This is a genomic window from Bradyrhizobium dasycarpum, assembly GCF_042019905.1.
Taxonomy (GTDB): domain Bacteria; phylum Pseudomonadota; class Alphaproteobacteria; order Rhizobiales; family Xanthobacteraceae; genus Bradyrhizobium; species Bradyrhizobium japonicum_B.
In genome coordinates this window covers 1,602,684-1,627,248 of record NZ_CP169574.1, presented here as the reverse complement: position 1 = coordinate 1,627,248, position 24,565 = coordinate 1,602,684, and the positions used below count along the sequence as shown (strand labels likewise).

Below are 24,565 nucleotides of genomic sequence, written 5' to 3'. Positions count from 1 at the left end.
ATGTCCGTTCGTCGATTAGCACCGAAGGAAGTCCAGCCCGCGAGCTTTGCGTTCACGGAGGAGAACCTTGCGTTCGCCAGGCAGCAGATCGCGAAATATCCGGCCGGACGGCAGGCCTCGGCCGTCATCGCCATCCTCTGGCGCGCGCAGGAGCAGAACGAGGGCTGGGTCTCGGAAGCCGCGATCCGCGTCATCGCCGACATGCTCGACATGCCCTATATCCGGGTGCTGGAGGTTGCGACCTTCTACACGATGTTCCAGCTCGCCCCCGTCGGCAAGAAGGCCCACGTCCAGGTCTGCGGCACCACGCCCTGCCGGTTGCGCGGCGCCGAGGATCTGATCCACGTCTGCGAGCACCGCATCCATCACGAGCCGTTCCATCTGTCCAAGGACGGCAATTTCAGCTGGGAAGAGGTGGAGTGCCTGGGCGCCTGCGTGAACGCGCCGATGGTGCTGATCGGCAAGGACACCTATGAGGACCTGACCAAGGAAAGCTTCGGCAAGGTGCTCGACGGCTTCGCCTCGGGCAATCCGCCCAAGCCCGGTCCGCAGAACGGCCGCCAGTTCTCGGCGCCGATCACCGGGCCGACCACATTGAAGGAGATCAGCTGATGCGTGATCTCGTCGCAATCGGAGGGACCGAGGTCGTGAAGAAATGGGGCTTCGTCGCCATGCACGCCGCGATCGCGGCCGCCTTCATGTTCCTGCTGCAGCGTTTCTTCCTGAACGCGTCGCAGGAGACCAGCCTGCTCTGGGCGCTGTTCTTCGCAGTCTGCGCCGCCGGACTTGCCTACAAGCAGTCCACTCGTTGATCGGAAAGCACTGACATGCTCGAGGACAAGGACCGCATCTTCAAGAACCTCTACGGCCTCCACGATTGGGGGCTCGAGGGCGCGCGGCGCCGGGGCGCCTGGGATGGCACCAAGGCCATCATCGACAAGGGTCGCGACTGGATCATCAACGAGATGAAGGCCTCAGGGCTGCGCGGCCGCGGCGGCGCCGGCTTCCCGACCGGCCTGAAATGGTCCTTCATGCCGAAGGAATCCACCGACGGTCGTCCCAGCTATCTCGTCGTCAACGCCGACGAGTCCGAGCCCGGCACCTGCAAGGATCGCGAGATCATGCGGCACGATCCGCATCTCCTGGTCGAGGGCTGCCTGATCGCCAGCTTCGCGATGAACGCGCATGCCTGCTACATCTACGTCCGCGGCGAGTTCATCCGCGAGCGCGAGCGCCTGCAGGCCGCGATCGACCAGGCCTATGAGGCCAAGCTGGTCGGCAAGGACAACGTCAACGGCTGGCCGTTCGACATCTACGTCGCGCACGGCGCCGGCGCCTATATCTGCGGCGAGGAGACCGCGCTGCTCGAAAGCCTCGAAGGCAAGAAGGGCCAGCCGCGCCTGAAGCCGCCGTTCCCGGCCAATGTCGGCCTGTTCGGCTGCCCGACCACCGTCAACAACGTCGAGTCCATCGCGGTTGCGCCGGACATCCTGCGCCGCGGCGCGGCCTGGTTCGCCGGCATCGGCCGTCCGAACAATGTCGGCACCAAGCTGTTCTGCATCTCCGGCCATGTCGAGCGGCCCTGCAACGTCGAAGAGGCCATGGGCATTCCGTTCCGTGAGCTGATCGAGAAGCATTGCGGCGGCATCCGCGGCGGCTGGGACAATCTCAAGGCGGTGATCCCCGGCGGCTCGTCGGTGCGCATGGTGCCGGCCGAGCAGATCATCGACACGCCGATGGATTTCGACTCCTTGAGCAAGCTGCGCTCGGGCCTCGGCACCGCGGCCGTGATCGTGATGGATAAGTCGACCGATCTGATCCGCGCCATCGCCCGCATCTCCTATTTCTACAAGCACGAGAGCTGCGGCCAGTGCACGCCGTGCCGCGAGGGCACGGGCTGGATGTGGCGCGTCTTGACCCGCATGGCCGAAGGCCGCGCCCACAAGCGCGAGATCGACATGCTGCTCGAGGTGACCAAGCAGGTCGAAGGCCACACCATCTGCGCGCTGGGCGATGCGGCGGCATGGCCGATCCAGGGCCTGATCGCGCATTTCCGTCACGAGATCGAAGCGCGCATCGACCAATATTCGCACAGGGCAGACATTGACGATATCGGCGTCCGCGATCCCGTGAACATGGTCGCGGCGGAGTAAGACAAATGACCAAGCTCATCATCGACGGCAAAGAGATCGATGTCCCGCCGGAGTACACGCTGCTTCAGGCGTGCGAGGCGGCCGGCGCCGAGATTCCGCGCTTCTGCTATCACGAGCGGCTGTCGATCGCCGGCAATTGCCGGATGTGCCTCGTCGAGGTGAAGGGCGGCCCGAAGCCGGTCGCGAGCTGCGCCTGGGGCGTGCGCGACTGCCGTCCGGGCCCCAAGGGCGAGCCGCCGGAAATCTCGACGCGTTCGCCGATGGTGAAGAAGGCGCGCGAAGGCGTGATGGAGTTCCTGCTGATCAACCATCCGCTGGACTGTCCGATCTGCGACCAGGGCGGCGAGTGCGACCTGCAGGACCAGGCGATGGGCTATGGTGTCGACACCAGCCGCTTTGCCGAGAACAAGCGCGCCGTCGAGGACAAATATCTCGGTGCGCTGGTCAAGACCTCGATGAACCGCTGCATTCAGTGCACGCGCTGCGTCCGCTTCTCGGCGGAGGTCGCCGGCGCCCCAGAGATGGGCGCCACCGGCCGCGGCGAGGACATGGAGATCACGACCTATCTCGAGCACGCCCTGACCTCGGAATTGCAGGGCAACCTCGTCGACATCTGCCCGGTCGGCGCCTTGACCTCGAAGCCCTATGCCTTCGCGGCGCGTCCGTGGGAGCTCGGCAAGACCCAGTCGATCGACGTCATGGACGGCGTGGGCTCTGCGATCCGCGTCGACACCCGCGGCCGCGAGGTGATGCGCATCCTGCCGCGCATCAACGAGGCCGTGAACGAGGAGTGGATCTCCGACAAGACCCGCCACGTCGTCGACGGCCTGCGCACCCAGCGGCTCGACCGCCCCTATGTCCGCGAAGCCGGCAAGCTGCGCGCTGCCACTTGGCAGGAGGCCTTTGCCGCGATCGCCGCCAAGGCGGCGCGCACCGACGGCAAGCGCATCGGCGCGATCGCCGGCGACCTCGCCGGTGTCGAAGAGATGTTCGCGCTGAAGGACCTGCTCGCGAAGTTCGGCTCCGGCAATCTGGCGGTGCAGGGCGGCGATGCCTTCGATCCCGCGCTCGGCCGTGGCTCCTACATCTTCAACCCGACGCTGGCGGGCGTCGAGCAGGCCGATGCGCTGCTCATCATCGGCGCCAATCCGCGCAAAGAGGCGGCCGTGTTCAACGCCCGCATCCGCAAGCGCTGGCGCGCCGGCGGCTTCAAGGTCGGCGTGATCGGCTCCAAAGCCGATCTCACTTACGACTACGATCATCTCGGCGCGGGCACCGAGACGCTCGGTGAGCTCGCGGCCGGCAAGCATTCCTTCATCGACGTGCTGAAGAGCGCCAAGAATCCGATAATCCTGGTCGGTGCAGGCGCCACCTCGCGTCACGACGGCGCCGCCATCCTCGCGGCCGCTGCCAAGCTCGCGCTCGACGTCGGCGCGCTCAAGGATGGCTGGAACGGCTTCGGCGTGCTGCATGAGACCGCCTCGCGCGTCGGCGCGCTCGACATCGGCTTCTCCGCGACCGGCGGCGGCCTCAACGCCGCGCAGATGACGACCTTCGGCACGCTCGACCTGCTGTTCCTGCTCGGCGCCGACGAGATCAGCGCGCCTGACGGCACCTTCGTCGTCTATATCGGCACCCATGGCGACCGCGGCGCGCACCGCGCCGACGTGATCTTGCCGGCGGCCGCTTACACCGAGAAGTCCGCGATCTATGTCAACACCGAGGGCCGCGTGCAGATGACGGGCCGCGCCGCGTTCCCGCCGGGCGAAGCCCGCGAGGACTGGGCGATCATCCGCGCGCTGTCGGAAGCGCTCGGCAAGAAGCTCGGCTATGACTCGCTTGCGCAGCTGCGCCAGGCGATCTTCAAGGCCGTGCCGCACCTGATCCGTCTCGACCAGATCGAGGCCGGCTCCGCCGACCAGATCAAGAAGCTGGCGGGGAAGGGCGGCTCGCCCGAGAAGGCGCCGTTCAAGCCGCTGGTCGAGGACTTCTATTTGACCAACCCAATCGCGCGTGCGTCCGCCGTGATGGCGGAATGCTCGCGCCTCGCCTCCGGGCACATGCTGACCGCAGCGGAGTGAGCGTGATCTGATGGAATTCTTCGAAAGCGCATTCTGGACCGGTTTCCTCTGGCCGCTGATCATCATGGTCGCGCAGAGCGTGTTGGTGCTCGTCGTCCTCTTGGTGGCGATCGCCTACATCCTGCTCGCCGACCGCAAGATCTGGGCGGCGGTGCAGATCCGGCGCGGCCCGAACGTGGTCGGCCCCTGGGGCCTGCTGCAATCCTTCGCCGACCTGCTCAAGTTCGTGCTCAAGGAGCCGATCATTCCGGCCGGCGCCAACAAGGGCGTGTTCCTGCTGGCGCCGCTGGTGTCATGCGTGCTCGCGCTCGCCGCCTGGGCCGTGATCCCGACCAATCTCGGCTGGGTGATCGCCGACATCAATGTCGGCGTCCTCTTCATCTTCGCGATCTCGTCGCTGTCGATCTACGGCATCATCATGGCCGGCTGGTCGTCGAACTCGAAGTATCCGTTCCTGGCCGCGCTGCGCTCGGCGGCGCAGATGGTCTCGTACGAAGTCTCGATCGGCTTCGTCATCATCACGGTGCTGCTCTGCGCCGGCACGCTGAATCTGTCGGCCGTGGTCGAGGCCCAGCATGCGCGCGGCCTCGCCAGCCTGATCGGGCTGCCGCAGCTCACCATCCTGAACTGGTACGTCTGGCCGCTGTTCCCGATGTTCGTGGTGTTCTACGTTTCGGCGCTGGCGGAAACCAACCGTCCGCCCTTCGACCTCGTCGAAGCCGAATCCGAGCTCGTCGCCGGCTTCATGGTCGAATACGGCTCGACGCCGTATCTGCTGTTCATGCTCGGCGAATATGTCGCGATCGTCACGATGTGCGCGCTGGCGACGATCCTGTTCCTCGGAGGCTGGCTGCCGCCGGTGGACCTGCCGCCCTTCAACTGGGTGCCGGGGATCATCTGGTTCTCGCTGAAACTGTTCTTCATGTTCTTCCTGTTCGCGATGGCGAAGGCGATCGTGCCCCGCTACCGCTACGATCAATTGATGCGCCTCGGCTGGAAGGTGTTCCTGCCGCTGTCGCTGGTGATGGTGATCGTGGTGGCCGGCGTGCTGCATTTCGCCGGCATCGCGCCGAAGTGAGGGCTGTCATGGGTATCAACGTCAACGCCACTGCACGCTCGCTTCTGCTGTCGGAATTCGTCTCGGCGTTCTTCCTCGCCATGCGCTATTTCTTCCAGCCGAAGCCGACGCTGAACTATCCGTTCGAGAAGGGCCCGATCTCGCCGCGCTTTCGCGGCGAGCACGCGCTGCGCCGTTATCCGAACGGCGAAGAGCGCTGCATCGCCTGCAAGCTGTGCGAAGCGGTCTGCCCGGCGCAGGCCATCACCATCGAAGCCGGCCCGCGCCGCAACGACGGCACCCGCCGCACCGTGCGCTACGACATCGACATGGTGAAGTGCATCTATTGCGGCCTCTGCCAGGAGGCCTGTCCTGTGGACGCCATCGTCGAAGGTCCGAACTTCGAGTTCGCGACCGAGACCCGCGAGGAACTGTTCTATGACAAGGCCAAGCTGCTCGCCAACGGCGACCGCTGGGAACGCGAGATCGCGAAAGCGATCGAGCTCGATGCGCCGTACCGGTGAGGTGAGGGCATGATCCATCTCGCCAACCTCTCGTCATTCCGGGGCGCGCGAAGCGCGAGCCCGGAATCTCGCGCCACAACCTCCAGATTCCGGGTTCGCGGGCTTTGCCCGCGCCCCGGAATGACGGGGAATGCCCGATGATCCTTCCCGCGCTGTTCTTCTATCTGTTCGCCGGCGTCTGCGTCGCCTCGGCGGTGATGGTGATTGTCTCGCGCAATCCCGTGCACTCCGTGCTGTACCTGATCCTGGCCTTCGTCAACGCCTCCGGCCTGTTCGTGCTGATGGGCGCCGAATTCCTCGGCATGATGCTGATCGTCGTCTATGTCGGCGCGGTCGCCGTGCTGTTCCTGTTCGTGATCATGATGCTCGACGTCGATTTTCTCGAGCTGCGCGAGGGCTTCATCGAGTACCTGCCGGTCGGCCTGGTGATCGGCGGCATCTTCCTGTTCGAGCTGCTGCTCACCGTCGGCTTCTGGGTCATCAATCCCGGCGTGTCCAAGACGATCACGGCGGCGATCCCGGCCAACGTCTCCAACACCGAGGCGCTCGGGCTCGTGCTCTATACGAAGTACATCCACTACTTCCAGCTCTCGGGCATGGTGCTGCTGGTCGCCATGATCGGCGCCATCGTGCTGACGCTGCGCCACAAGGCGAGCGTGAAGCGGCAGGACATCAACGTGCAGAACGCGCGCACGCCCGAGATGGCGATGGCGATGCGCAAGGTGGCGCCGGGGCAGGGGCTCTCGGATGCCGATGCGGCGGAGTGGGTGAAATGACGATCGGGCTCGGACATTACCTGGCGGTCGGCGCGATCCTGTTCACGCTCGGCATCCTCGGCATCTTCCTGAACCGCAAGAACATCATCGTCATCCTGATGTCGATCGAGCTGATCCTGCTCTCGGTCAATATCAACCTCGTGGCATTCTCGACCTTCCTCGGCGACATCGTCGGCCAGGTCTTCGCGCTGCTGGTGCTCACCGTCGCAGCGGCTGAAGCTGCGATCGGTCTTGCCATCCTGGTGGTCTATTTCCGCAACCGCGGCTCGATCGCGGTTGAGGACGTCAATCTGATGAAGGGCTGAGCTCTCAAATGGTTCAGGCAATCGTTTTCCTGCCTCTCTTGGGCGCCATTTTGGCCGGCCTGATCGCGCTTGTCGGCGCGCATGCCCGCAACCCCTCGGGCGACGAGGTCGAGCATCACGGCGACCACGGACATGGCCACGGCGACGCTCACGCCTCGACGGCCCATGACGCTCACGGCCATGACGCCCACGGCCATGACGACCATGGCCGCGACGATCACGCTCACGGCCCGGCCGAGCCGCCGGCCGCCGGCTCGCGCGCTGCGGAGCTGATCACGACGGGGCTGCTGTTCGTCTCGGCCGCGCTGTCCTGGATGACGCTGGTCGATGTCGGCTTCATGCACCATGACGCCCGCATTCAGCTGCTGCCCTGGATCTTCTCCGGCGATCTCCAGGTCTGGTGGACGCTGCGGGTCGACACGCTCACTGCCGTGATGCTGGTGGTGGTGACCACCGTGTCCTCGCTCGTGCACCTCTATTCCATCGGCTACATGGACGAGGACCCGAACCGGCCGCGCTTCTTCGGCTATCTCAGCCTGTTCACCTTCGCGATGCTGATGCTGGTGACGGCGGACAACCTCGTGCAGCTGTTCTTCGGCTGGGAAGGCGTCGGTCTCGCCAGCTACCTCTTGATCGGCTTCTGGTACCAGAAGCCGTCGGCGAACGCGGCCGCCATCAAGGCTTTCGTGGTCAACCGCGTCGGCGACTTCGGTTTCGCGCTCGGCATCTTCGCCGTCTTCATGTTGGTCGGCTCGACCGATTTCGAGACGATCTTCCATGCCGCCCCGGGCCTGACCGGGAAGGCCATCAACTTCCTCGGCTGGCACGCCGATGCGCTGACCCTGACCTGCCTGTTGCTGTTCATGGGCGCGATGGGCAAGTCGGCGCAATTCCTGCTGCACACCTGGTTGCCGGACGCGATGGAAGGCCCGACCCCCGTGTCGGCGCTGATCCATGCCGCGACCATGGTCACAGCCGGCGTGTTCATGGTGGCGCGCCTGTCGCCGCTGTTCGAGCTCGCCCCGACCGCGCAGGCCGTCGTGATGTTCTTTGGTGCCACCACGGCGTTCTTCGCGGCCACGATCGGCCTCGTCCAGAACGACATCAAGCGCATCGTCGCCTACTCGACCTGCTCGCAGCTCGGCTACATGTTCGTGGCGATGGGAGCGGGGGCCTATTCGGTCGGCATGTTCCATCTGTTCACGCACGCCTTCTTCAAGGCGCTGCTGTTCTTGGGCTCCGGCTCGGTGATCTACGCGATGCACCACGAGCAGGACATCCGCAACATGGGCGGGCTCTGGAAGAAGATCCCCTATACCTATGCGGTGATGGTGGTCGGCACCCTGGCGCTGACCGGCTTCCCGCTCACCGCCGGCTACTTCTCCAAGGACGCCATCATCGAAGCGGCCTACGCCTCGCACAATCCGTTCGGGATGTACGGCTTCCTGATGACGATCGTCGCCGCCGGCCTGACCTCGTTCTACTCCTGGCGCATGATCTTCAAGACCTTCCACGGCGAGCCGCATGACGAGCACCATTACGAGGCCGCGCATGAAGCTCCGCTCTGGATCCTGGTCCCGATCGGCGTGCTCGCGGTCGGCTCGTTCGTCGCAGGGTTCCCGTTCAAGGAGCTGTTCGCCGGTCACGGCGTCGAGGAATTCTTCCGCGAGTCCGTGAAGATGAACCCGCATATCATCGAGGAGATGCACCACATCCCGCAGACCATCGCGTTCCTGCCGACGGTCATGATGGTGCTGGGCTTCCTGGTCTCGTATCTGTTCTACATCCGCCGGCCCTATCTGCCGGTCGAGCTCGCGAACACGCAGCCGATGCTGTACCAGTTCCTGCTCAACAAATGGTACTTCGACGAGCTCTACGACATCATCTTCGTCCGTCCGGCGAAGTGGATCGGCTACCAGCTCTGGAAGAAGGGGGACGGCTTCGTCATCGATGGCTTCGGCCCCGACGGCGTCTCGGCCCGCGTGCTTGATGTCACCCGCAACGTCGTCAAGATCCAGACCGGCTATCTCTATCACTACGCGTTCGCCATGCTGATCGGTGCCGCCGGCCTGATCACCTGGTTCATGTTCGGCTTTGGAGGCCAGTAAATGACAACCTGGCCCATCCTTTCGGTCACGACGTTCCTGCCGCTGGTCGGCGCGCTGATCGTCTATCTCAGCCGCGGCGACGACGAGGCGGCCAAGCGCAACTCGCGCTGGATCGCGCTCTGGACCACGCTGATCACCTTCGCGGTGTCGGTGATCCTGGTCATGCGCTTCGATCCCGCCAATCCCGACTTCCAGTTCGTCGAGAAGGCGAACTGGCTCGCCACCGGCATCACCTACCACATGGGCGTCGACGGCATCTCGCTGCCGTTGGTGATCCTCACCACCGCCGTGATGCCGTTTTGCATCATCGCGAGCTGGAAGGCGATCACCAACCGCGTCCGCGAATACATGATGGCGTTCCTGATCCTGGAAACGCTGATGATCGGCACCTTCTCGGCGCTCGATCTCGTGCTGTTCTACCTGTTCTTCGAGGGCGGCCTGATCCCGATGTTCCTGATCATCGGCGTCTGGGGCGGCCCGCGTCGGGTCTACGCGTCGTTCAAGTTCTTCCTCTACACGCTGCTCGGCTCGGTCCTGATGCTGCTCGCCATCATGGCGCTGTACTGGAACGGCGGCACCACCGACATTCCGACGCTGATGCACACGGCCGTGCCACGGTCGTTGCAGACCTGGGCCTGGCTCGCCTTCTTCGCTTCCTTCGCGGTGAAGATGCCGATGTGGCCGGTGCACACCTGGCTTCCGGACGCGCACGTCGAGGCGCCGACCGCGGGCTCGGTGGTGCTCGCCGCGATCCTGCTGAAGATGGGCGGCTACGGCTTCCTGCGCTTCTCGCTGCCGATGTTCCCGCTTGCCTCGCACGACTTCGCACCGCTGATCTTCACGCTCTCGGCCATCGCCATCATCTACACCTCGCTGGTGGCCTTGATGCAGGAGGACATGAAGAAGCTGATCGCGTACTCGTCGGTGGCGCATATGGGCTTCGTCACCATGGGCATCTTCGCCGGCACCATGCAGGGCGTCGCCGGCGGCGTGTTCCAGATGATCTCGCACGGCATCGTTTCCGGCGCGCTCTTCCTCTGCGTCGGCGTCGTCTATGACCGTCTGCACACCCGCGAGATCGCGGCCTATGGCGGCCTCGTCAACCGGATGCCGCTCTACGCGATGACCTTCATGGTCTTCACCATGGCCAATGTCGGCTTGCCCGGCACCAGCGGCTTCGTCGGCGAGTTCATGACGCTGCTCGGCACCTTCAAGGTCTCGATCCCGACGGCGTTCTTTGCCAGCTTCGGCGTGATCCTGTCGGCGGCCTATGCGCTGTGGCTCTACCGCAAGGTCGTGTTCGGCGCGCTGGCCAAGCCGTCGCTGGCGAGCATGAAGGATCTCACCCTGCGCGAGTGCGTGATTCTGTTCCCGATGATCGCGCTGACCATCCTGTTCGGCGTCTATCCGAAGCCGGTGCTCGACATGTCGGCCGCCTCGGTCCAGCAACTCGTCAACAATTACAACAATGCCGTGACGGCCGTGAAGGCCGCCGCACTGCTCCATTGATCGGGCAGGTCAGGATATCGCCATGAGCTTTGAGACTGCAGGTTATCAACTGGCGCCGGTGCTGCCCGAGATCGTGCTCGCGGTCGGCGCCATGGCTCTGCTGATGCTGGGCGCCTATCGCGGCCAGGGGACGACCAGTGCGATCACCTCGCTGGCGGTGGTGCTGCTGGTCGCGGTCGGCGTGCTCGAATACATGCTGCCCGCCGGCAAGCATGTGACCTTCGGCGGCAGTTTCATCGTCGACGATTTCGCCCGCTTCATGAAGATCCTGGCTTTGATCGGCTCGGCGGTGACGCTCGTGCTGTCGACCGAGTTCCTGTCCGACCCGTCGCGCCGCATCTTCGAATATTCCATTCTGGTGCTGCTCTCGACTCTCGGCATGATGGTGTTGATCTCGGCCGGCGACCTGATCTCGCTCTATCTCGGCCTCGAACTGATGTCGCTGGCGCTCTATGTCGTGGCGGCCTCCAACCGCGACAACGCCAAATCGACTGAAGCCGGCCTGAAGTACTTCGTGCTCGGCGCGCTGTCCTCGGGCATGCTGCTCTACGGCGCCTCGCTGGTCTACGGCTTCACCGGCACGGTCAGCTTCACCGGCATCGCCGCGGCCGCGACGGTCTCGAATGTCGGGCTGGTGTTCGGCCTGGTCTTCCTGCTGGTCGGACTCTGCTTCAAGGTTTCGGCAGTGCCGTTCCACATGTGGACGCCCGACGTCTACGAGGGCGCGCCGACCCCGGTCACCGCCTTCTTCGCCTCGGCGCCGAAGGTTGCCGCGCTCGCCGTGTTCACCCGCGTCACGCTGACCGCTTTCCCGGGCATCGTCTCGCAGTGGCAGCAGATCCTGGTGTTCGTCTCGATCGCCTCGATGGCGCTCGGCTCCTTCGCCGCAATCGGCCAGACCAACATCAAGCGCCTGATGGCCTATTCCTCGATCGGCCACATGGGATTTGCCCTCGTCGGCCTTGCCTCCGGCACGGTCGAGGGCGCCCAGGGCGTCCTGATGTACATCGTGATCTATGTCGCGATGACGCTGGGCTCGTTCTCGATCATCCTCGCCATGCGCCGCAACGGCCAGGCCGTCGAGCAGATCAGCGATTTCGCCGGCCTGTCGCGCACCAATCCGCTGCTCGCCTTCATGTTCGCGATGCTGCTGTTCTCGCTCGCCGGCATTCCGCCGCTCGCCGGCTTCTTCGCCAAATGGTACGTCTTCGTCGCCGCTATCAAGGCGAATTTGTTCACGCTCGCCGTCGTCGGCGTGCTGACCAGCGTGGTCGGCGCCTACTATTATCTCGCCATCGTCAAGACGATGTATTTCGACGAACCGGCCGGACAGGTCGATCCGGTGCGCGTCGAGGTGAAGACGGTGTTGGCGGTTGCCGGCCTGTTCAACATCCTGTTCGCGCTGTTCGCGGGCCCCGTGGTGAGCGTCGCCTCCGCCGCGGCAAAGTCGCTGTTTTAGGATGGCTTTCGCGCTCGGTCCTCGCGCCTCATCCGCGGGCTACAAGCTCGCGGCGTTCGAGCGGACCGGCTCGACCAATACCGAGGCGATCGAGCGCGCCAGAGCCGGCGAACGCGGTCCGATGTGGTTCGTCACGTCAGAGCAGACCGCCGGCCGCGGCCGCCGTCAGCGGCCCTGGATCGCGCCGCGCGGCAATCTCGCCGCCAGCGTCCTCGAAGTCCTGGACGTCGCGCCGGCAATTGCCGCCACCATCGGCTTTGCCGCCGGTCTGGCCGAGGAGGCCGCCCTGGAAAAGGTCAGCCTCGAGGCCGCGCTCCGCCTCGGCGAGGGCCGTCCCCGCTACGCGCTGAAATGGCCCAATGACGTGCTGGCCAACGGCAAGAAACTGGTCGGCATCGGTCTGGAGGCCGAGGCCGTCGGCGACCGCCTCGCCATCGTGGTCGGCATCGGCACCAATGTCGTCGCGGCGCCCGAGGGCACACCGACGCCCGCGGTGTCGCTGGCCGCGCTCGGCGTCCAGATCAGTGCCGAGGAGCTGTTCTCGGCCCTGTCTGATGCCTGGGTCGAGTTCCGCAGCATCTGGGACAATGGAGGCGGCTTTGCCGAGATCCGCAAGCTGTGGCTGGAGCGCGCCGCCGGCCTCGGCGAGAAGGTCGCGATCCATACGGGGACGATGACGCTGGAAGGCATTTTTGACACCATCGACGATACCGGCTGCCTGATCGTCCGAACCGCGGAGGGCCGCCGCGTGCCGGTGGCGGCAGGCGAGGTGTTCTTCGGTTCGGTCCGCTCGGTGGGAGCTGCATGATGGCGAAGCCCGAGGAACTGGTATTTGCGCCGCTCGGCGGTGTCGGCGAGATCGGCATGAACCTGTCGATCTACGGCCTCGGCAACCGCCAGCAGCGCGCCTGGATGGCGGTCGATCTCGGCGTCTCCTTCGGCGACGAGGAGCATCTGCCGGGCATCGACCTGATCATGCCGGACATCTCCTTCCTGGAGAAGGAACGCAAGAACCTGATGGGCCTCGTGCTGACCCACGCCCATGAGGACCATTTCGGCGCCATCATCGACCTCTGGCCGAAGCTGAAATGCCCGATCTATGCGACGCAGTTCAGCGCCGCGCTGTTCGAGGCCAAATGCGCCGCCGAGCGCAACGCGCCGAAGATCCCGGTGACGGTGGTGCCGTCGGGCGGGCGCATCGACGTCGGTCCGTTCAACGTCGAATTCATTCCCGTCGCGCATTCGATTCCCGAGGCGCACGCGCTGGCAATCCACACCTCGGCCGGCACGGTGCTGCACACCGGCGACTGGAAGATCGATCCGACCCCGACGCTCGGGGCTCCCACCGACGAGAAGCGGCTGCGCGAGCTCGGCGAGGAGGGCCTGCTTGCCTTGATCGGCGATTCCACCAACGCGGTGCGCGACGGTCGCTCGCCCTCCGAAGCCGAGGTCGCCCGGACCATCATCGACCTGGTGAAATCGGCCAAGGGCCGCGTCGCCGTGACGACCTTCGCCTCCAACGTCGCGCGCATCAAGGCCGTGGCCGCCGCCGCCAAGGCCGCCGACCGCGAGGTCGTCGTGGTCGGCCGCGCCATGGAGCGCGTGGTGCAGGTGGCGCGCGAGACCGGCTATCTCGACGGCGTGCAGAATTTCCGCTCCCCCGAGGTCTACGGCCACCTTCCCCAGGACAAGGTGCTGGCGCTGTGCACCGGCAGCCAGGGCGAGCCGCGCGCCGCGCTGGCGCGGATCGCCAATGACGACCATCCCGAGATCACGCTCAACCGCGGCGACAGCGTCATCTTCTCCTCGCGCACCATTCCGGGCAACGAGAAGGCCGTCAGCTCGATCATCAACAATCTGGTGCTGCAGGGCGTCGAGATCATCACCGACCGCGATGCCCTGGTTCACGTCTCCGGCCATCCTCGCCGCGACGAATTGCGCGACCTGATCGCCTGGACCAGGCCGCAGCTCCTGATACCCGTCCATGGCGAAGCCCTGCATCTGCACGAGCACGCCAAGCTGGCGCGGGCCGCCGGCGTGCCGCGCGTGCTGGTCTGCCGCAACGGTGACCTCGTCAAGCTCGGCCCCGGCGATCCCGGCATCGTCGGCGAGGTGCCGTCGGGGCGTCTCTACAAGGACGGCACGATCTTGGAGGATTCCAAGTCCCGCGCCGTGGTCGAGCGGCGGCGCATGGCCTTCTCCGGTTGCGCCTTCGTCGCCATTGCCATGACCGAGCAGGGCGAGCTCGCCGACGATCCCGAGGTCGACCTGGTCGGAATCCCCGATAAGAACCGGGCGGGCGAGCCGTTCGACGACATCGTCTTCGACGCCGTGATGTCGACGATCGAGGGCCTGCCGAAGGCGCGCCGCCGCGATGCGGATGCGCTGGCCGAGTCGGTGCGACGCGCCGTCCGGGCCGTCATCAACGAACATTGGGGCAAGAAGCCCCCTGTCTGGTACACGTGCTGACAGTCTAACGGGAGAGAACCATGCTGGGCCGGCTCAACCATGTCGCGATCGCGACCAAGGACGCGGTCAAGGCGGCCAGGATCTACGGTGCCGCGTTCGGCGCCCAGATCTCGGACGCGGTGCCGCTGCCCGAGCACGGCGTCATCACCGTGTTCGCCACGCTGCCCAACACCAAGATCGAGTTCATCGAGCCGCTCGGCGAGGCCTCGCCGATCGCAAAATTCGTCGAGCGCAACCCGGACGGCGGCATCCACCACATCTGCTACGAGGTGGTCGACATCATCGCCTCGCGCGACACGCTGGTGAAGGAGGGGGCAAGGGTGCTCGGTGACGGCGTGCCGAAGATCGGTGCCCATGGCAAGCCGGTGCTGTTCCTGCATCCGAAGGACTTTTCCGGCGCGCTGGTCGAAATCGAGCAGGCGTAAGGCCGTCCCATGGCCATCCAGATATCGACCGCGATCGCGATCTACTTCGTCATCTGGTGGGTCGCGCTGTTCGTGACGCTGCCGTTCGGCGTGCGCAGCCAGCACGAGGACGGCGTCGGCGCGCCCGGCACCGATCCCGGCGCCCCGATCCTGACCCGGATGGGCCGCAAGCTGATCTGGACCACGATCATCTCGGCCATCATCTACGGCCTCGGCATGCTCGCCTATAACGCCGGCTATCTCTCGATCGAGCGCCTGTCGAAGATGATGGGCATGCCGTTTTAGGGGCTCCTGCCGAGCGCGCCGGAAGGCGATAGACTGGGGCGCTCGCAATAACGGTGGAGATAGTTCGTATAGTTGGGGGGACACAAATGACTTTTCAACGCATCGTCGTCGCGCTGCTGGTGCTGATCGTCGCCGGGCTCGGCGCCATCGGCTATGTCGAGTGGAAGATGGCCGCACAGGTGCGGACGCTGAAGGCATTCGTCGAGGGTTACGTCTTCAACGAAGCCGTGATGGCCTGCGAGCAGGCCAAGAGCTCGACACCGTTCAAATGGAACGGCGGCAAGAGCACCTCGGTGATCGGCCTGAACTCGGTCAAGCTCGACAAATACAACGTCAGCGCCAGCTACACGCTGGTGGCGGATCTCGTTTATTGTGATTACGATCCGATCAAGAGAAAGGCCGAGATCGGCTCGAGCTTCCTGGAGCGCGAGTAATTGTTCGGTGTCCTGCGCGAGCGCGGCGCCGAACTGCGCAGCTCCTGACGCGAGTGCGCAGCCTCGTCGCGCTTTTCACGCAAGACCATCAAATCGTTCGGCGTTGGCGGCCCGCGATCATTCCGTAGACGAGCAGCACGATGATCGCGCCAACGACCGCGCCGATCAATCCTGCTCCTTCTTCGGGACGATACCAGCCGAGGGCCTGGCCGAGGTAGGTCGCAACGAATGCGCCCACGATGCCGAGGATGGTCGTCAGGATGAAGCCGGACGGCTCGTTGTCCCCGGGCATGATGAATTTGGCTATGACGCCGGCGACGAAGCCGATGATGATCGTCCAGAGAATGCTCATTTCAAACCTCTTCGAGTTAGGCAGCGGCAGTTAAGCCTGCGGCAGGCGCCCGTCCGGTGTGTACTTGTCGATCGCCGAGGGCAATTCCCGGGATAGCCTTGCGAGGATCTCGTCTTGAGAGAGCCCCGTCTGCTGTTCGAGCTTCTCGAGCACGTCGGCGCCAACGGCAGTTTTCAGCTCAGGCGGCGCAATCTCCTTGTTGGGGCCGGGCTTTACCCAGGAGTCGGCTACCTCGCCCCGGCCATTCTGGTTAAACCTTTCCAGGAGCTCGCCAATTCCTCCATTGAGCAGCCCCCCGATGCCGCCCGCGCCGAGCATGCCGCCCAGGTTGCCCAGCATTCCCCCAAGCGGTTCCTGAGCACTCCCGCCGGCGGGCGCTCCGGCCGCAGACCCTGCGCCTGAACCCTTCAGCAGATCGGCCAGCTTGTCGCGGTTTTGATAGCCAGCTATGGCCAGCATCGCCAGAAGGGCAGTCATGGAAGGCATTCCGCGCGCCATTGGCGTCTCCTTGAGATCCGAGATCCGAGAAGAGCCAAACTGTCTCAACACGCCTGAGTTCCCGAGATCGCACATGATCGGTCGCGGCGAAGCGTCTCTCTGTCGCGAGGGTGAGAACCGACGACGGGGCGGGCTGGCCGGGAAGCGCGGCAGGAGGTAGTAAAATCCCCAACTCGACCCCGGCGGAGCCGGACGATCTCAGGACCAAGCGCCCCGCGAGAACGCAAATGCCGTCATCGGAAGCCGCCGACCGGATCATCGATCTCTACCAGCGCCAGGCCTCGGACTGGATCGAGAAGCGCGCCCAAGGCCGCCTGTTCGAGCGAGCCTGGCTCGACCGCTTTCGAGCGCTGCTGCCTCCTGCCGGCCCGGTCCTCGATTTGGGCTGTGGCTCCGCCATGCCGATCGCTGGATATCTGATCGGTCTTGGTCACCCCGTCGCGGGCGTGGATTCCGCCCCGGCGATGATCGCCGAGTGCCGGCGTCGTTTCCCGCAGCAGGTGTGGACTGTCGACGACATGCGCCAGCTTGCGTTGGGGCGACGGTTCTGCGGCATCCTTGCCTGGGACAGCTTCTTTCATCTGTCCTACGAGGACCAGCGCCGCATGTTCCCGATCTTTCGCGAGCATGCCGCGCCGGGCGCGGCGCTGATGTTCACGAGCGGCCCCGCACACGGCGAGGCGATCGGACAATTCGGCGGCGAGCCGCTGTATCATGCGAGCCTGGATGCCAGCGAATATCGGTCGCTCCTGGGCCGGAACGGCTTCCGCGTCGTGGCGCATGTCGCCGACGATCGCGATTGCGGCGGCCACACCATCTGGCTTGCACAGCGCATCGAGACGCCCGGTTCAGTCGAATGATCGTGGCGATAGGCGCCAGCGCGCTTTGTGGCTATGATGATCCGAAAAGAAGGCCGGCTCAAATCCGACATGGGAGTGAACAGCTGCTCCCGCCGGCATCGTGGGGGAGACCGGCATGAGTTCAGCGCCTCGACCGTTGGCCGATCCGCGGCGGCAGGATTATCGAATTCTCCATGAAGCCGATTTGCGGGATTACATTGCGGAGGTCTTCGATGTCGCGGCCCGGCTGGGCGGCGAGCCGGCGTCCTGGGCGATCACCGAGGTCGGTGACGGCAATCTCAACCTCGTCTTCATCGTCAAGGGCTCGCGTGGCGGCATCGCCGTCAAGCAGGCGCTGCCTTATGTCCGTCTCGTCGGCGAAAGCTGGCCGCTGCCGCTGTCGCGGGCCCATTACGAATATCTGGCGCTGTCGAAGCAGGCCCAGCTCGCGCCCGGCCTCGTGCCGGCTTTGCTGCATCACAACGAGGATCTGGCGCTGACGGTGATGGAGCTGCTCGAGCCCCATATCATCATGCGCAAGGGGCTGGTTGCGGGCACGCGATATCCCGGCTTCGTCGGCGACATCACCACCTTCATGGCGCGAACGCTGTTCTTCACCTCCGACCTCGCGCTGTCCGCGGCCGAGAAGAAGGAGGGCATCGCAGCTTTCGCCGGCAACCACGCGCTGTGCAAGATCACCGAGGATTTGATCTTCACCGATCCCTACCGTATCGCCGAGCAGAACCGCTGGACCGCGCCGTATCTCGATGCCCTTGCCGCTGAGCTGCGCGACGACATGGAGCTGCACGTCGCGATCTCCCGGCAGAAGCTGAAGTTCATGGCAAGCCCGGAAGCGCTGCTGCACGGCGATCTCCACACCGGATCGATCATGGTCACGGAGAGCGAGACGCGGGTGATCGATCCCGAATTCGCATTCTACGGCCCGATGGGCTTCGACCTCGGCGCCGTGCTCGCCAACCTCCTGATGGCCTATTTTGCCTCCGCCGGCCATGAGCGCGCGGCGGGCGGGCGGGCCGCATTCGAGGCCTGGGTCCTGGAGACGGTCGAGCTGGTCTGGAGCGAGTTCGCTCGTAAATTCCTCGAGCTCTGGCGCGCCGGCGCGGCAGGCGACGCCTATCCGGCCTCGCTCTTCGCCGGGGAGAAGGGCGCCGCGCGCCTGGAGGCCGAGCGTCAGGCCTACATGCAACGCCTGTTCGCCGATACGATCGGCTTCGCTGGCGCAAAGATCATCCGCCGCATCTTCGGCCTCGCGCACAACATCGATTTCGAGCTGATCGAGGCGACGAGGACGCGCGCGATCAGCGAGGCGCGCGCGGTGCGGCTGGCGCGCACGATGATGGTGGAGACGCCGACGTTCCAGACGATCGCCGACGTTACGGCGGCCGCGCGAAAACTGCGGGACTGGATGCCGGAATTGTCGGGCTGAAGACGCCCGCGAAGGGCAGTGCTGCAAACTCCGTCATGGGGACGAGCCTTGCGACCAAGCCATCCAGACTGTCGCCGCGGAATGTATCTGGGGTGCTTCCGCCGCCGCCTTGGTGGCGGATAAGGCGCTGCGCAGGCCATGGCGGAAAAGAGCCGGCGGCCGCCAACACACTTGCAAGGGCAAGGGGGCGGCGTCGGGGCAGCCGCCTGATGACGCACCGCGTCAATGCGGATTGCATCGCTGCGGGGATGCAACTCGATCCTCGGGATCTCCGCCGAAGCGCCCCCCGGGAACGGACATTGGTCTCCAGCAAAAACGAAGCTTGCATTCGATGGGCTGCGAATGATCAAATCTCTGATCGGCATCGGCCTGCGTTGTTGGGGGACACATGATGTTCAAGATGATCGCAATCATCGCGGGGATGGGGCTGGCGCTCGCCGCAACGGCGGAGGCCCAGACGCCGCGCAAGGGCGGAACCATCCGCATGACGGCGCCCTACGGCCTCGAGCTTCACCAGCCTCGACATTCACACCACGCAACGCGCCCAGGACGAGATCTACGCCAAGGCGCTGCATCGCTCGCTCTACATCTGGAATTCCGCGGAGGGCAAGCCGGTTCTGGAACTCGCCAAGGAGGATGTGGTCTCCGGTGGCGGCCTGGTTCACACCTTCAAGCTGCGCGACGACGCTTATTTCCACAATGGCCGCAAGATGACCGCCGACGACGTCATCTGGTCCTATAACCGCATCATGGACGGCACCAAGGCCTATCCCGGGGCGCGCTTTGTCCGCGTCATCGAGGGCGCCGCCGCGGTCGAGAAGGGCCAGGCCAAGGAAATCTCCGGCCTGAAGAAGATCGACGATTTCACCATTGAGATGAAGCTGACCGACAAGGTCGATCCGGGCTTCTACTTCTTCACCGCGCTGACTTCGATCTATCCCGCCGACGAGGGTGCCAAGGAGAGCTTCATCCAGAAGCCGATCGGCCTCGGACCGTTCAAATTCGTCGAGCACGTGCCGGGGTCACGCATCGTGCTGGAGCGCTGGGACCGGTTCTACAAGCCAGGCAAGCCCTACGCCGACAAGGTGATCGTGTCGATCATGGCCGAGGCCGCGGCGCGCGACGTCGCCTTCCGCAACAAGGAGATCGACACCTCGGTGCTGGGGCCTGCGCAATACGTCGCCTATCAGTCCGACGCCGCCCTCAAGGGCACCATCGTCGAGGTCGCCGAGGTCTTCACGCGCTACATGGGCATGAATCCGTCGTTCAAGCCGTTCTCCGACAAGCGCGTGCGGCAGGCGATCAATTACGCGATCGATACCGATCTGATCATCAACAAGCTGGTCAAGAACAAGGCCTATCGCGCCACCAGCTGGCTGCCGCTGACCTCGCCGGCCTACGACAAGGCCATGAAGCCTTATCCCTACGACCCCGCCAAGGCCAAGCAGCTGCTCGCCGAGGCCGGCTATCCCCAAGGCTTCGAGTTCGAATGGACCGCCAGCCCGAATGAAAGCTGGGGCCTGCCGATCGTGTCGGCCGTGATCCCGATGCTGGACAAGGTCGGCATCAAGGCCAAGGTCAAGCAGGTCGAGACCGCGGTGCTGGCGGAGGTGGTTCGCACCGGCGACTACCAGGCCTTCATCTATTCCCAGGCCAGCGGACCGGATCCGCTGGCTGCCCTCAAATGCTTCCACTCGTCGACGCCGCAGCCGGCCTGCAACTACATGACCTACAAGAATGCCGATTTCGACAAGATCGTCGATCAGGCAGGGCAGGCCGACGACGTCGCAAAGCGCAGCGAATTGCTGCAAAAGGCCAATGCGCTGCTCTACGAGGAGGCTCCGGTCTGGTTCTTCAACTACAACAAGGCGGTCATGGCGGTGCAGCCTTGGCTCAACGGGATCCAGCTGAACGCGACGGAGCTGACTCATCAGAACGTCGAGGATCTCTGGGTCGACGAGACCTCGCCCGCGAAGTGACATACGCTCGCGCGCTCCCTCCATCGCCTCAGGCGGTGGAGGGAGAGAGGAATAGTGCCGATGCTCTCCTTCCTGACCCGTCGATTGCTGCAAACCGTCCCGACCGCGCTGGCCGTCGTGCTGCTGGTCTTTGTGCTGTTCAGCGTCGTTCCCGGCAGCATCGTCACCTCCATGAGCGACGACAGCGACCCGCAGGTCGAGCTGCGCATGAAGAAGCAGCTCGGGCTCGACGATCCCGTTTATGTGCGTTTCGGCACCTACATTGCCAAGCTGGCGACCGGTGATTTCGGCACCTCGTTCCGGACGCGCGAGCCGGTCACGACCATGATCGCCAAGCGGGCATGGCCGACGCTGCAACTGATCTTCGCGGCGATGGCGTTTGCGATTGTGATCGGCGTTCCCCTGGGCTTCATCGCCGCGCTGAAACCGGGCGGCATCGTCGACACGCTCGCGATGGTCGTGGCGGTGTCGGGTCTTTCCATCGCCAAGTTCTGGCTCGGTCTCGTCCTGATGTACCTGTTCGCGTTGAAGCTCGGCTGGCTGCCGAGCTTCGGCTATGGCGACGGCGGGTTGAAATATCTGCTGCTGCCGGCCGTCACGCTCGGCGTCTCGCCGATGGCGCTGTTCGCCCGGACGACGCGCGCCGCGGTCCTGGAGATCATGACGGCCGATTTCGTCCGCACGGCGCGCTCCAAAGGCATGAGCGAATTCAGGGTCGTGAAGTGGCATGTGATGCGCAATGCGCTCGTCATCATCCTCACCACCGTCGGCCTGCAATTCGGCGGGTTGATGGGGCAGGCGGTCGTGGTCGAGAAATTGTTCTCCTGGCCGGGCATCGGCTCGCTCCTGGTCGACAGCGTGCTGCAGCGGGACATTCCGGCGGTCCAGGGCTCCATCCTCGTGGTGGTGATGGCCTTTCTCGCGATCAATCTGCTGATCGACGTGCTCTACGGCGTGATCGATCCCAGGATCAGATACGCATGAAGCTCCGCCCCAACCTCGTCATCGGTGGCGTCTTGTTCGCGCTGGCGATCCTGGTCGGCCTGCTCGCGCCCTGGCTCGCGCACACCGATCCCGTGATGGACGCCAACCTGATGAACGCGGAGGAGCCGCCGAGCTGGACCTGGTGGTTCGGCACCGACGATCAGGGCCGCGACATCTATTCCCGCGTCGTGTACGGCGCGCGGGTGTCGCTGACGGTCGGCATCGTCTCGCAGCTGATCAACAGCGTCATCGGCGTGGCCCTAGGGCTCAGCGCCGGCTATTTCGGCGGCTGGTGGGACGATTTCGTCAACGCCTTGACCAATCTCATGCTCGCGATCCCTTCGCTGATCTTCGCGCTGGCCATCATGGCGGTGCTCGGCCCCGGCCTCACCAGCCTGTTGATCGCGCTCGGGCTGACCAACTGGTCCTTCACCTGCCGGATCGCGCGGGCCTCGGCGCTGTCGCTGCGGAGCCAGGGCTATGTGCAGGCGGCGACCGTGCTCGGCTACGGCGATCTGCGCATCATGATGACGCAGCTGCTGCCGAACATGCTCGGGCCGATCATCGTCATCGGCACGCTCGGCATGGGCAGCGCGGTGTTGTCCGAGGCCGCATTGTCGTTCCTCGGCCTCGGCGTCCGTCCGCCCTTTCCAAGCTGGGGCAGCATGTTGTCGGAGGCCCGCGAGCAGATCACGACGGCGCCGTGGCTCTCGGTGTTTCCGGGCCTCGCCATCTTCCTCACCGTGCTCGGCCTCAATCTGCTCGGCGACGGCCTGCGCGACATTCTCGATCCGCAATCGCGGAGCCGGCGTACATGACGGGCACGCCGCTGATCGAAGTCGAGAATCTCCGGCTCGATCTCGATGTCGGATCGGGCCGTGTCGCGGCGGCTGAGGACGTTTCATTCCGCATTGATCGCGGCGAGACGTTCGGCCTCGTCGGCGAATCCGGTTGCGGCAAGAGCATCACGGCCCTCGCCCTGATCGGCCTGTTGCGGCCGCCCTTGGCGATCGGCGGCGGCGTCATCCGGTTCGAGGGCAGGGAGATCCAGCATCTTTCCGCAGCCAGGCAGCGGGAGCTGCGCGGCAACCGGATCGCCATGATCTTCCAGGAGCCGATGACGGCGCTGAATCCGGTCTCGCCGGTGGGCCGGCAGATCGCCGAGATGTTCGTGCTGCACAAGGGCAAGAGCTGGCAGGACGCCAACCGGCTGGCGGTCGAGGCGCTGGCGAGCGTCCGCGTGCCCGCGCCCGAGCGGCGGGTGAAGGACTATCCGCACCAGCTGTCCGGCGGCATGCGCCAGCGCGTGATGATCGCCATCGCGCTGGCCTGCGGTCCGACCTGCTGATCGCCGACGAGCCGACCACCGCGCTCGACGTCACCGTGCAGGCGGAGATCATCGAGCTGATGCGGAACCTCTGCGCCGAGCGGGGAACGGCGATCCTGATGATCAGCCACGATCTCGGCCTCGTCGCCAATGTCTGCCGCCGCGTCGCGGTGATGTATGCCGGCCGCATCGTCGAGGAGCGCGGCTCGGCCGATATCTTTCGGGCGCCCTCGCATCCCTACACGCAAGGCCTGGTCGACTCGCTGCCGCGGCTCGGCAGCCGCGCCGCGCTCGGCCGCGCCAGGCTCCAGGAAATCGCCGGCGTCGTTCCCGCCATCACGAACTTCCCCGATGGCTGCCGGTTCAATCCGCGCTGCGCGCATGCGACCGAGATCTGCCGGACGGTCGTGCCGGAGACGGATTTGCTGGCGGCGGGCGGGCTGGTGAGGTGTCATCACCATGCATGAGCCGGTGAACATGCCGGGTGAGCAGCGGCCGGACGACGATCTCATTCTCAGCGTCGAGGATCTCGCGGTTCATTTTCAACTGGGCGGCGGCCTGCTGGGCCGCGGCCGCCGGCTGCTTCGTGCCGTGGACGGTGTCGACCTCAAGCTGAAGCGCGGCGAATGCCTCGGCCTCGTCGGCGAGTCCGGCTCGGGCAAGTCGACGGTTGCCTTGTCGATCCTCGGCCTGCTGACGCCGACGCGCGGCCGCATCGTGCTGGACGGGGAGGTCGTCAGGACCAGGCAATCCGGCGACCGCAAGGCGCTGGCGCGCACCGTCCAGATGGTGTTTCAGGATCCCTACGCCTCGCTCAATCCGCGCCAGACCGTCCGCCGCACGCTGGAAGATCCGCTGCGGGTGCACGGCGTGACCGCCAAAAGCGAGATCGAGGACCGCGTCGCGACCATGCTGCGGCATGTCGGCCTGCGGCCCGAGCAGGCCGGCCGCTACCCGCATGAGTTCTCCGGCGGCCAGCGCCAGCGCATCGGCATCGCCCGCGCCCTGATCCTCAATCCCAAGATCGTCATCTGCGACGAGCCGGTGTCGGCGCTTGACGTCTCGATCCGCGCCCAGATCATCAATCTGCTGCTGGAGCTGAAGGAGACGCTCGGCCTGTCCTACGTCATGATCAGCCACGATCTCGGCGTCGTCGAGCACATGAGCGACCGCGTCGCCGTGATGTATCTCGGCCGCATCGTCGAGAACGGCCATTGGCGCGAGATCTTCGAGCGGCCGGCGCACCCCTACACGCAGGCGCTGATCGCCGCCATCCCCGATCCGCTGCGCCATGCCCCATTGGCTACGACCGGCGGCGACCTGCCCAACCCGCTCAATCCCCCGAATGGATGCGCCTTCAGCCCGCGCTGCCGTCATGCCGAGGCGGTGTGCTTGATCGAGCCGGGGCCGCACCTGGAGACGCGGGCCGATGGGCACGCGGTGCGGTGCTGGCGCAGCGAGGAGATTGCGAGGCGGGCGGAGTCCGTCTCAATCTAATGCGGCCTCCTCACGGGAGAGGCAGCGCTTGGGTATCCCTGCTTCCACACCGTCATT

The 24,565-nt window shown here is 65.2% G+C and carries 22 protein-coding genes and 3 pseudogenes; 23 read left to right on the top strand and 2 right to left on the bottom strand.

Annotated features, from left to right (window positions below; genetic code table 11):
• The 16 genes and pseudogenes from nuoE to ACETMP_RS08120 all read left to right on the top strand — a co-directional run bounded on the left by nuoE (window position 1) and on the right by ACETMP_RS08120 (window position 15,585).
• Window positions 1-612: an NADH-quinone oxidoreductase subunit NuoE gene (nuoE, locus tag ACETMP_RS08195; protein WP_375160552.1), complete on the top strand. Its 612-nt coding sequence runs from the start codon at window positions 1-3 to the stop codon at window positions 610-612.
• The gene (locus ACETMP_RS08190) at window positions 612-812 is read left to right on the top strand and encodes a hypothetical protein (protein WP_028136069.1); all 201 of its coding nucleotides are present in this window, start codon (window positions 612-614) and stop codon (window positions 810-812) included. Before nuoE ends, ACETMP_RS08190 begins: the two co-directional genes overlap by 1 nt.
• Before the next feature lie 15 nt (window positions 813-827).
• A complete protein-coding gene (gene nuoF, locus ACETMP_RS08185) occupies window positions 828-2,153 on the top strand; it encodes an NADH-quinone oxidoreductase subunit NuoF (protein ID WP_028136070.1) in 1,326 nt (441 codons plus the stop codon).
• 5 nt (window positions 2,154-2,158) lie between these two features.
• A complete protein-coding gene (gene nuoG / locus ACETMP_RS08180; protein WP_028136071.1) occupies window positions 2,159-4,234 on the top strand; it encodes an NADH-quinone oxidoreductase subunit NuoG in 2,076 nt (691 codons plus the stop codon).
• 10 nt (window positions 4,235-4,244) lie between these two features.
• Complete coding sequence (gene nuoH, locus ACETMP_RS08175) at window positions 4,245-5,312, top strand: NADH-quinone oxidoreductase subunit NuoH (protein WP_131868155.1); 1,068 nt, start codon at window positions 4,245-4,247, stop codon at window positions 5,310-5,312.
• Between the two features lie 8 nt (window positions 5,313-5,320).
• The gene (nuoI, locus tag ACETMP_RS08170) at window positions 5,321-5,815 is read left to right on the top strand and encodes an NADH-quinone oxidoreductase subunit NuoI (RefSeq protein WP_191093171.1); all 495 of its coding nucleotides are present in this window, start codon (window positions 5,321-5,323) and stop codon (window positions 5,813-5,815) included.
• A 137-nt stretch (window positions 5,816-5,952) separates the two neighbouring features.
• Entirely contained in the window at window positions 5,953-6,591 is a 639-nt protein-coding gene (locus ACETMP_RS08165; RefSeq protein WP_061027048.1) for an NADH-quinone oxidoreductase subunit J, read from the top strand.
• On the top strand, window positions 6,588-6,896 hold the full coding sequence (gene nuoK / locus ACETMP_RS08160) for an NADH-quinone oxidoreductase subunit NuoK (RefSeq protein ID WP_008547737.1): 309 nt from the start codon (window positions 6,588-6,590) through the stop codon (window positions 6,894-6,896). The genes ACETMP_RS08165 and nuoK overlap by 4 nt, the downstream gene beginning before the upstream one ends.
• An 8-nt stretch (window positions 6,897-6,904) precedes the next feature.
• The gene (gene nuoL / locus ACETMP_RS08155) at window positions 6,905-9,004 is read left to right on the top strand and encodes an NADH-quinone oxidoreductase subunit L (RefSeq protein WP_375160551.1); all 2,100 of its coding nucleotides are present in this window, start codon (window positions 6,905-6,907) and stop codon (window positions 9,002-9,004) included.
• Window positions 9,005-10,513: an NADH-quinone oxidoreductase subunit M gene (locus ACETMP_RS08150; protein WP_375160550.1), complete on the top strand. Its 1,509-nt coding sequence runs from the start codon at window positions 9,005-9,007 to the stop codon at window positions 10,511-10,513.
• Window positions 10,514-10,535: 22 nt separating this feature from the next.
• Complete coding sequence (gene nuoN / locus ACETMP_RS08145; protein ID WP_375160549.1) at window positions 10,536-11,972, top strand: NADH-quinone oxidoreductase subunit NuoN; 1,437 nt, start codon at window positions 10,536-10,538, stop codon at window positions 11,970-11,972.
• A 1-nt stretch (window position 11,973) separates the two neighbouring features.
• Window positions 11,974-12,780 carry a biotin--[acetyl-CoA-carboxylase] ligase gene (locus ACETMP_RS08140; protein ID WP_375160548.1) on the top strand — a complete coding sequence of 269 codons (807 nt, stop codon included), beginning with the start codon at window positions 11,974-11,976 and terminating at the stop codon, window positions 12,778-12,780.
• Window positions 12,780-14,449 (top strand): annotated as a pseudogene (locus tag ACETMP_RS08135) (ribonuclease J). Before ACETMP_RS08140 ends, ACETMP_RS08135 begins: the two are co-directional and overlap by 1 nt.
• A 12-nt stretch (window positions 14,450-14,461) precedes the next feature.
• Window positions 14,462-14,866, top strand: a complete 405-nt coding sequence (mce, locus tag ACETMP_RS08130; protein ID WP_375160547.1) for a methylmalonyl-CoA epimerase — start codon at window positions 14,462-14,464, stop codon at window positions 14,864-14,866.
• Between the two features lie 9 nt (window positions 14,867-14,875).
• Window positions 14,876-15,151 (top strand): DUF1467 family protein, encoded by a 276-nt coding sequence (locus ACETMP_RS08125; protein ID WP_375160546.1) that lies wholly within the window; start codon window positions 14,876-14,878, stop codon window positions 15,149-15,151.
• A gap of 86 nt (window positions 15,152-15,237) precedes the next feature.
• Window positions 15,238-15,585 carry a hypothetical protein gene (locus tag ACETMP_RS08120; protein WP_375160545.1) on the top strand — a complete coding sequence of 116 codons (348 nt, stop codon included), beginning with the start codon at window positions 15,238-15,240 and terminating at the stop codon, window positions 15,583-15,585.
• A gap of 88 nt (window positions 15,586-15,673) precedes the next feature.
• Here the strand turns inward: ACETMP_RS08120 and ACETMP_RS08115 are convergent, their stop codons facing one another.
• Window positions 15,674-15,937 carry a GlsB/YeaQ/YmgE family stress response membrane protein gene (locus ACETMP_RS08115; RefSeq protein ID WP_257180018.1) on the bottom strand — a complete coding sequence of 88 codons (264 nt, stop codon included), beginning with the start codon at window positions 15,935-15,937 and terminating at the stop codon, window positions 15,674-15,676.
• 30 nt (window positions 15,938-15,967) lie between these two features.
• Complete coding sequence (locus ACETMP_RS08110; protein ID WP_375160544.1) at window positions 15,968-16,435, bottom strand: YidB family protein; 468 nt, start codon at window positions 16,433-16,435, stop codon at window positions 15,968-15,970.
• A 227-nt stretch (window positions 16,436-16,662) separates the two neighbouring features.
• On the opposite strand from ACETMP_RS08110, the gene ACETMP_RS08105 reads away from it, so the two are divergent.
• From ACETMP_RS08105 to ACETMP_RS08075, 7 genes and pseudogenes are all read left to right on the top strand, one after another.
• A complete protein-coding gene (locus ACETMP_RS08105) occupies window positions 16,663-17,295 on the top strand; it encodes a class I SAM-dependent DNA methyltransferase (protein ID WP_375160543.1) in 633 nt (210 codons plus the stop codon).
• Window positions 17,296-17,410: 115 nt separating this feature from the next.
• On the top strand, window positions 17,411-18,721 hold the full coding sequence (gene mtnK, locus ACETMP_RS08100) for an S-methyl-5-thioribose kinase (RefSeq protein ID WP_375160542.1): 1,311 nt from the start codon (window positions 17,411-17,413) through the stop codon (window positions 18,719-18,721).
• Window positions 18,722-19,109: 388 nt separating this feature from the next.
• A pseudogene (locus ACETMP_RS08095) lies at window positions 19,110-20,700 on the top strand (ABC transporter substrate-binding protein).
• 60 nt (window positions 20,701-20,760) lie between these two features.
• A complete protein-coding gene (locus ACETMP_RS08090; RefSeq protein WP_375161863.1) occupies window positions 20,761-21,684 on the top strand; it encodes an ABC transporter permease in 924 nt (307 codons plus the stop codon).
• On the top strand, window positions 21,681-22,502 hold the full coding sequence (locus ACETMP_RS08085; protein WP_257180014.1) for an ABC transporter permease: 822 nt from the start codon (window positions 21,681-21,683) through the stop codon (window positions 22,500-22,502). The genes ACETMP_RS08090 and ACETMP_RS08085 overlap by 4 nt, the downstream gene beginning before the upstream one ends.
• Window positions 22,499-23,478, top strand: a pseudogene (locus ACETMP_RS08080) (ABC transporter ATP-binding protein). The gene ACETMP_RS08085 and the pseudogene ACETMP_RS08080 overlap by 4 nt, the downstream one beginning before the upstream one ends.
• On the top strand, window positions 23,471-24,508 hold the full coding sequence (locus tag ACETMP_RS08075; protein ID WP_375160541.1) for an ABC transporter ATP-binding protein: 1,038 nt from the start codon (window positions 23,471-23,473) through the stop codon (window positions 24,506-24,508). The pseudogene ACETMP_RS08080 and the gene ACETMP_RS08075 overlap by 8 nt, the downstream one beginning before the upstream one ends.
• Window positions 24,509-24,565 lie beyond the last annotated feature (57 nt).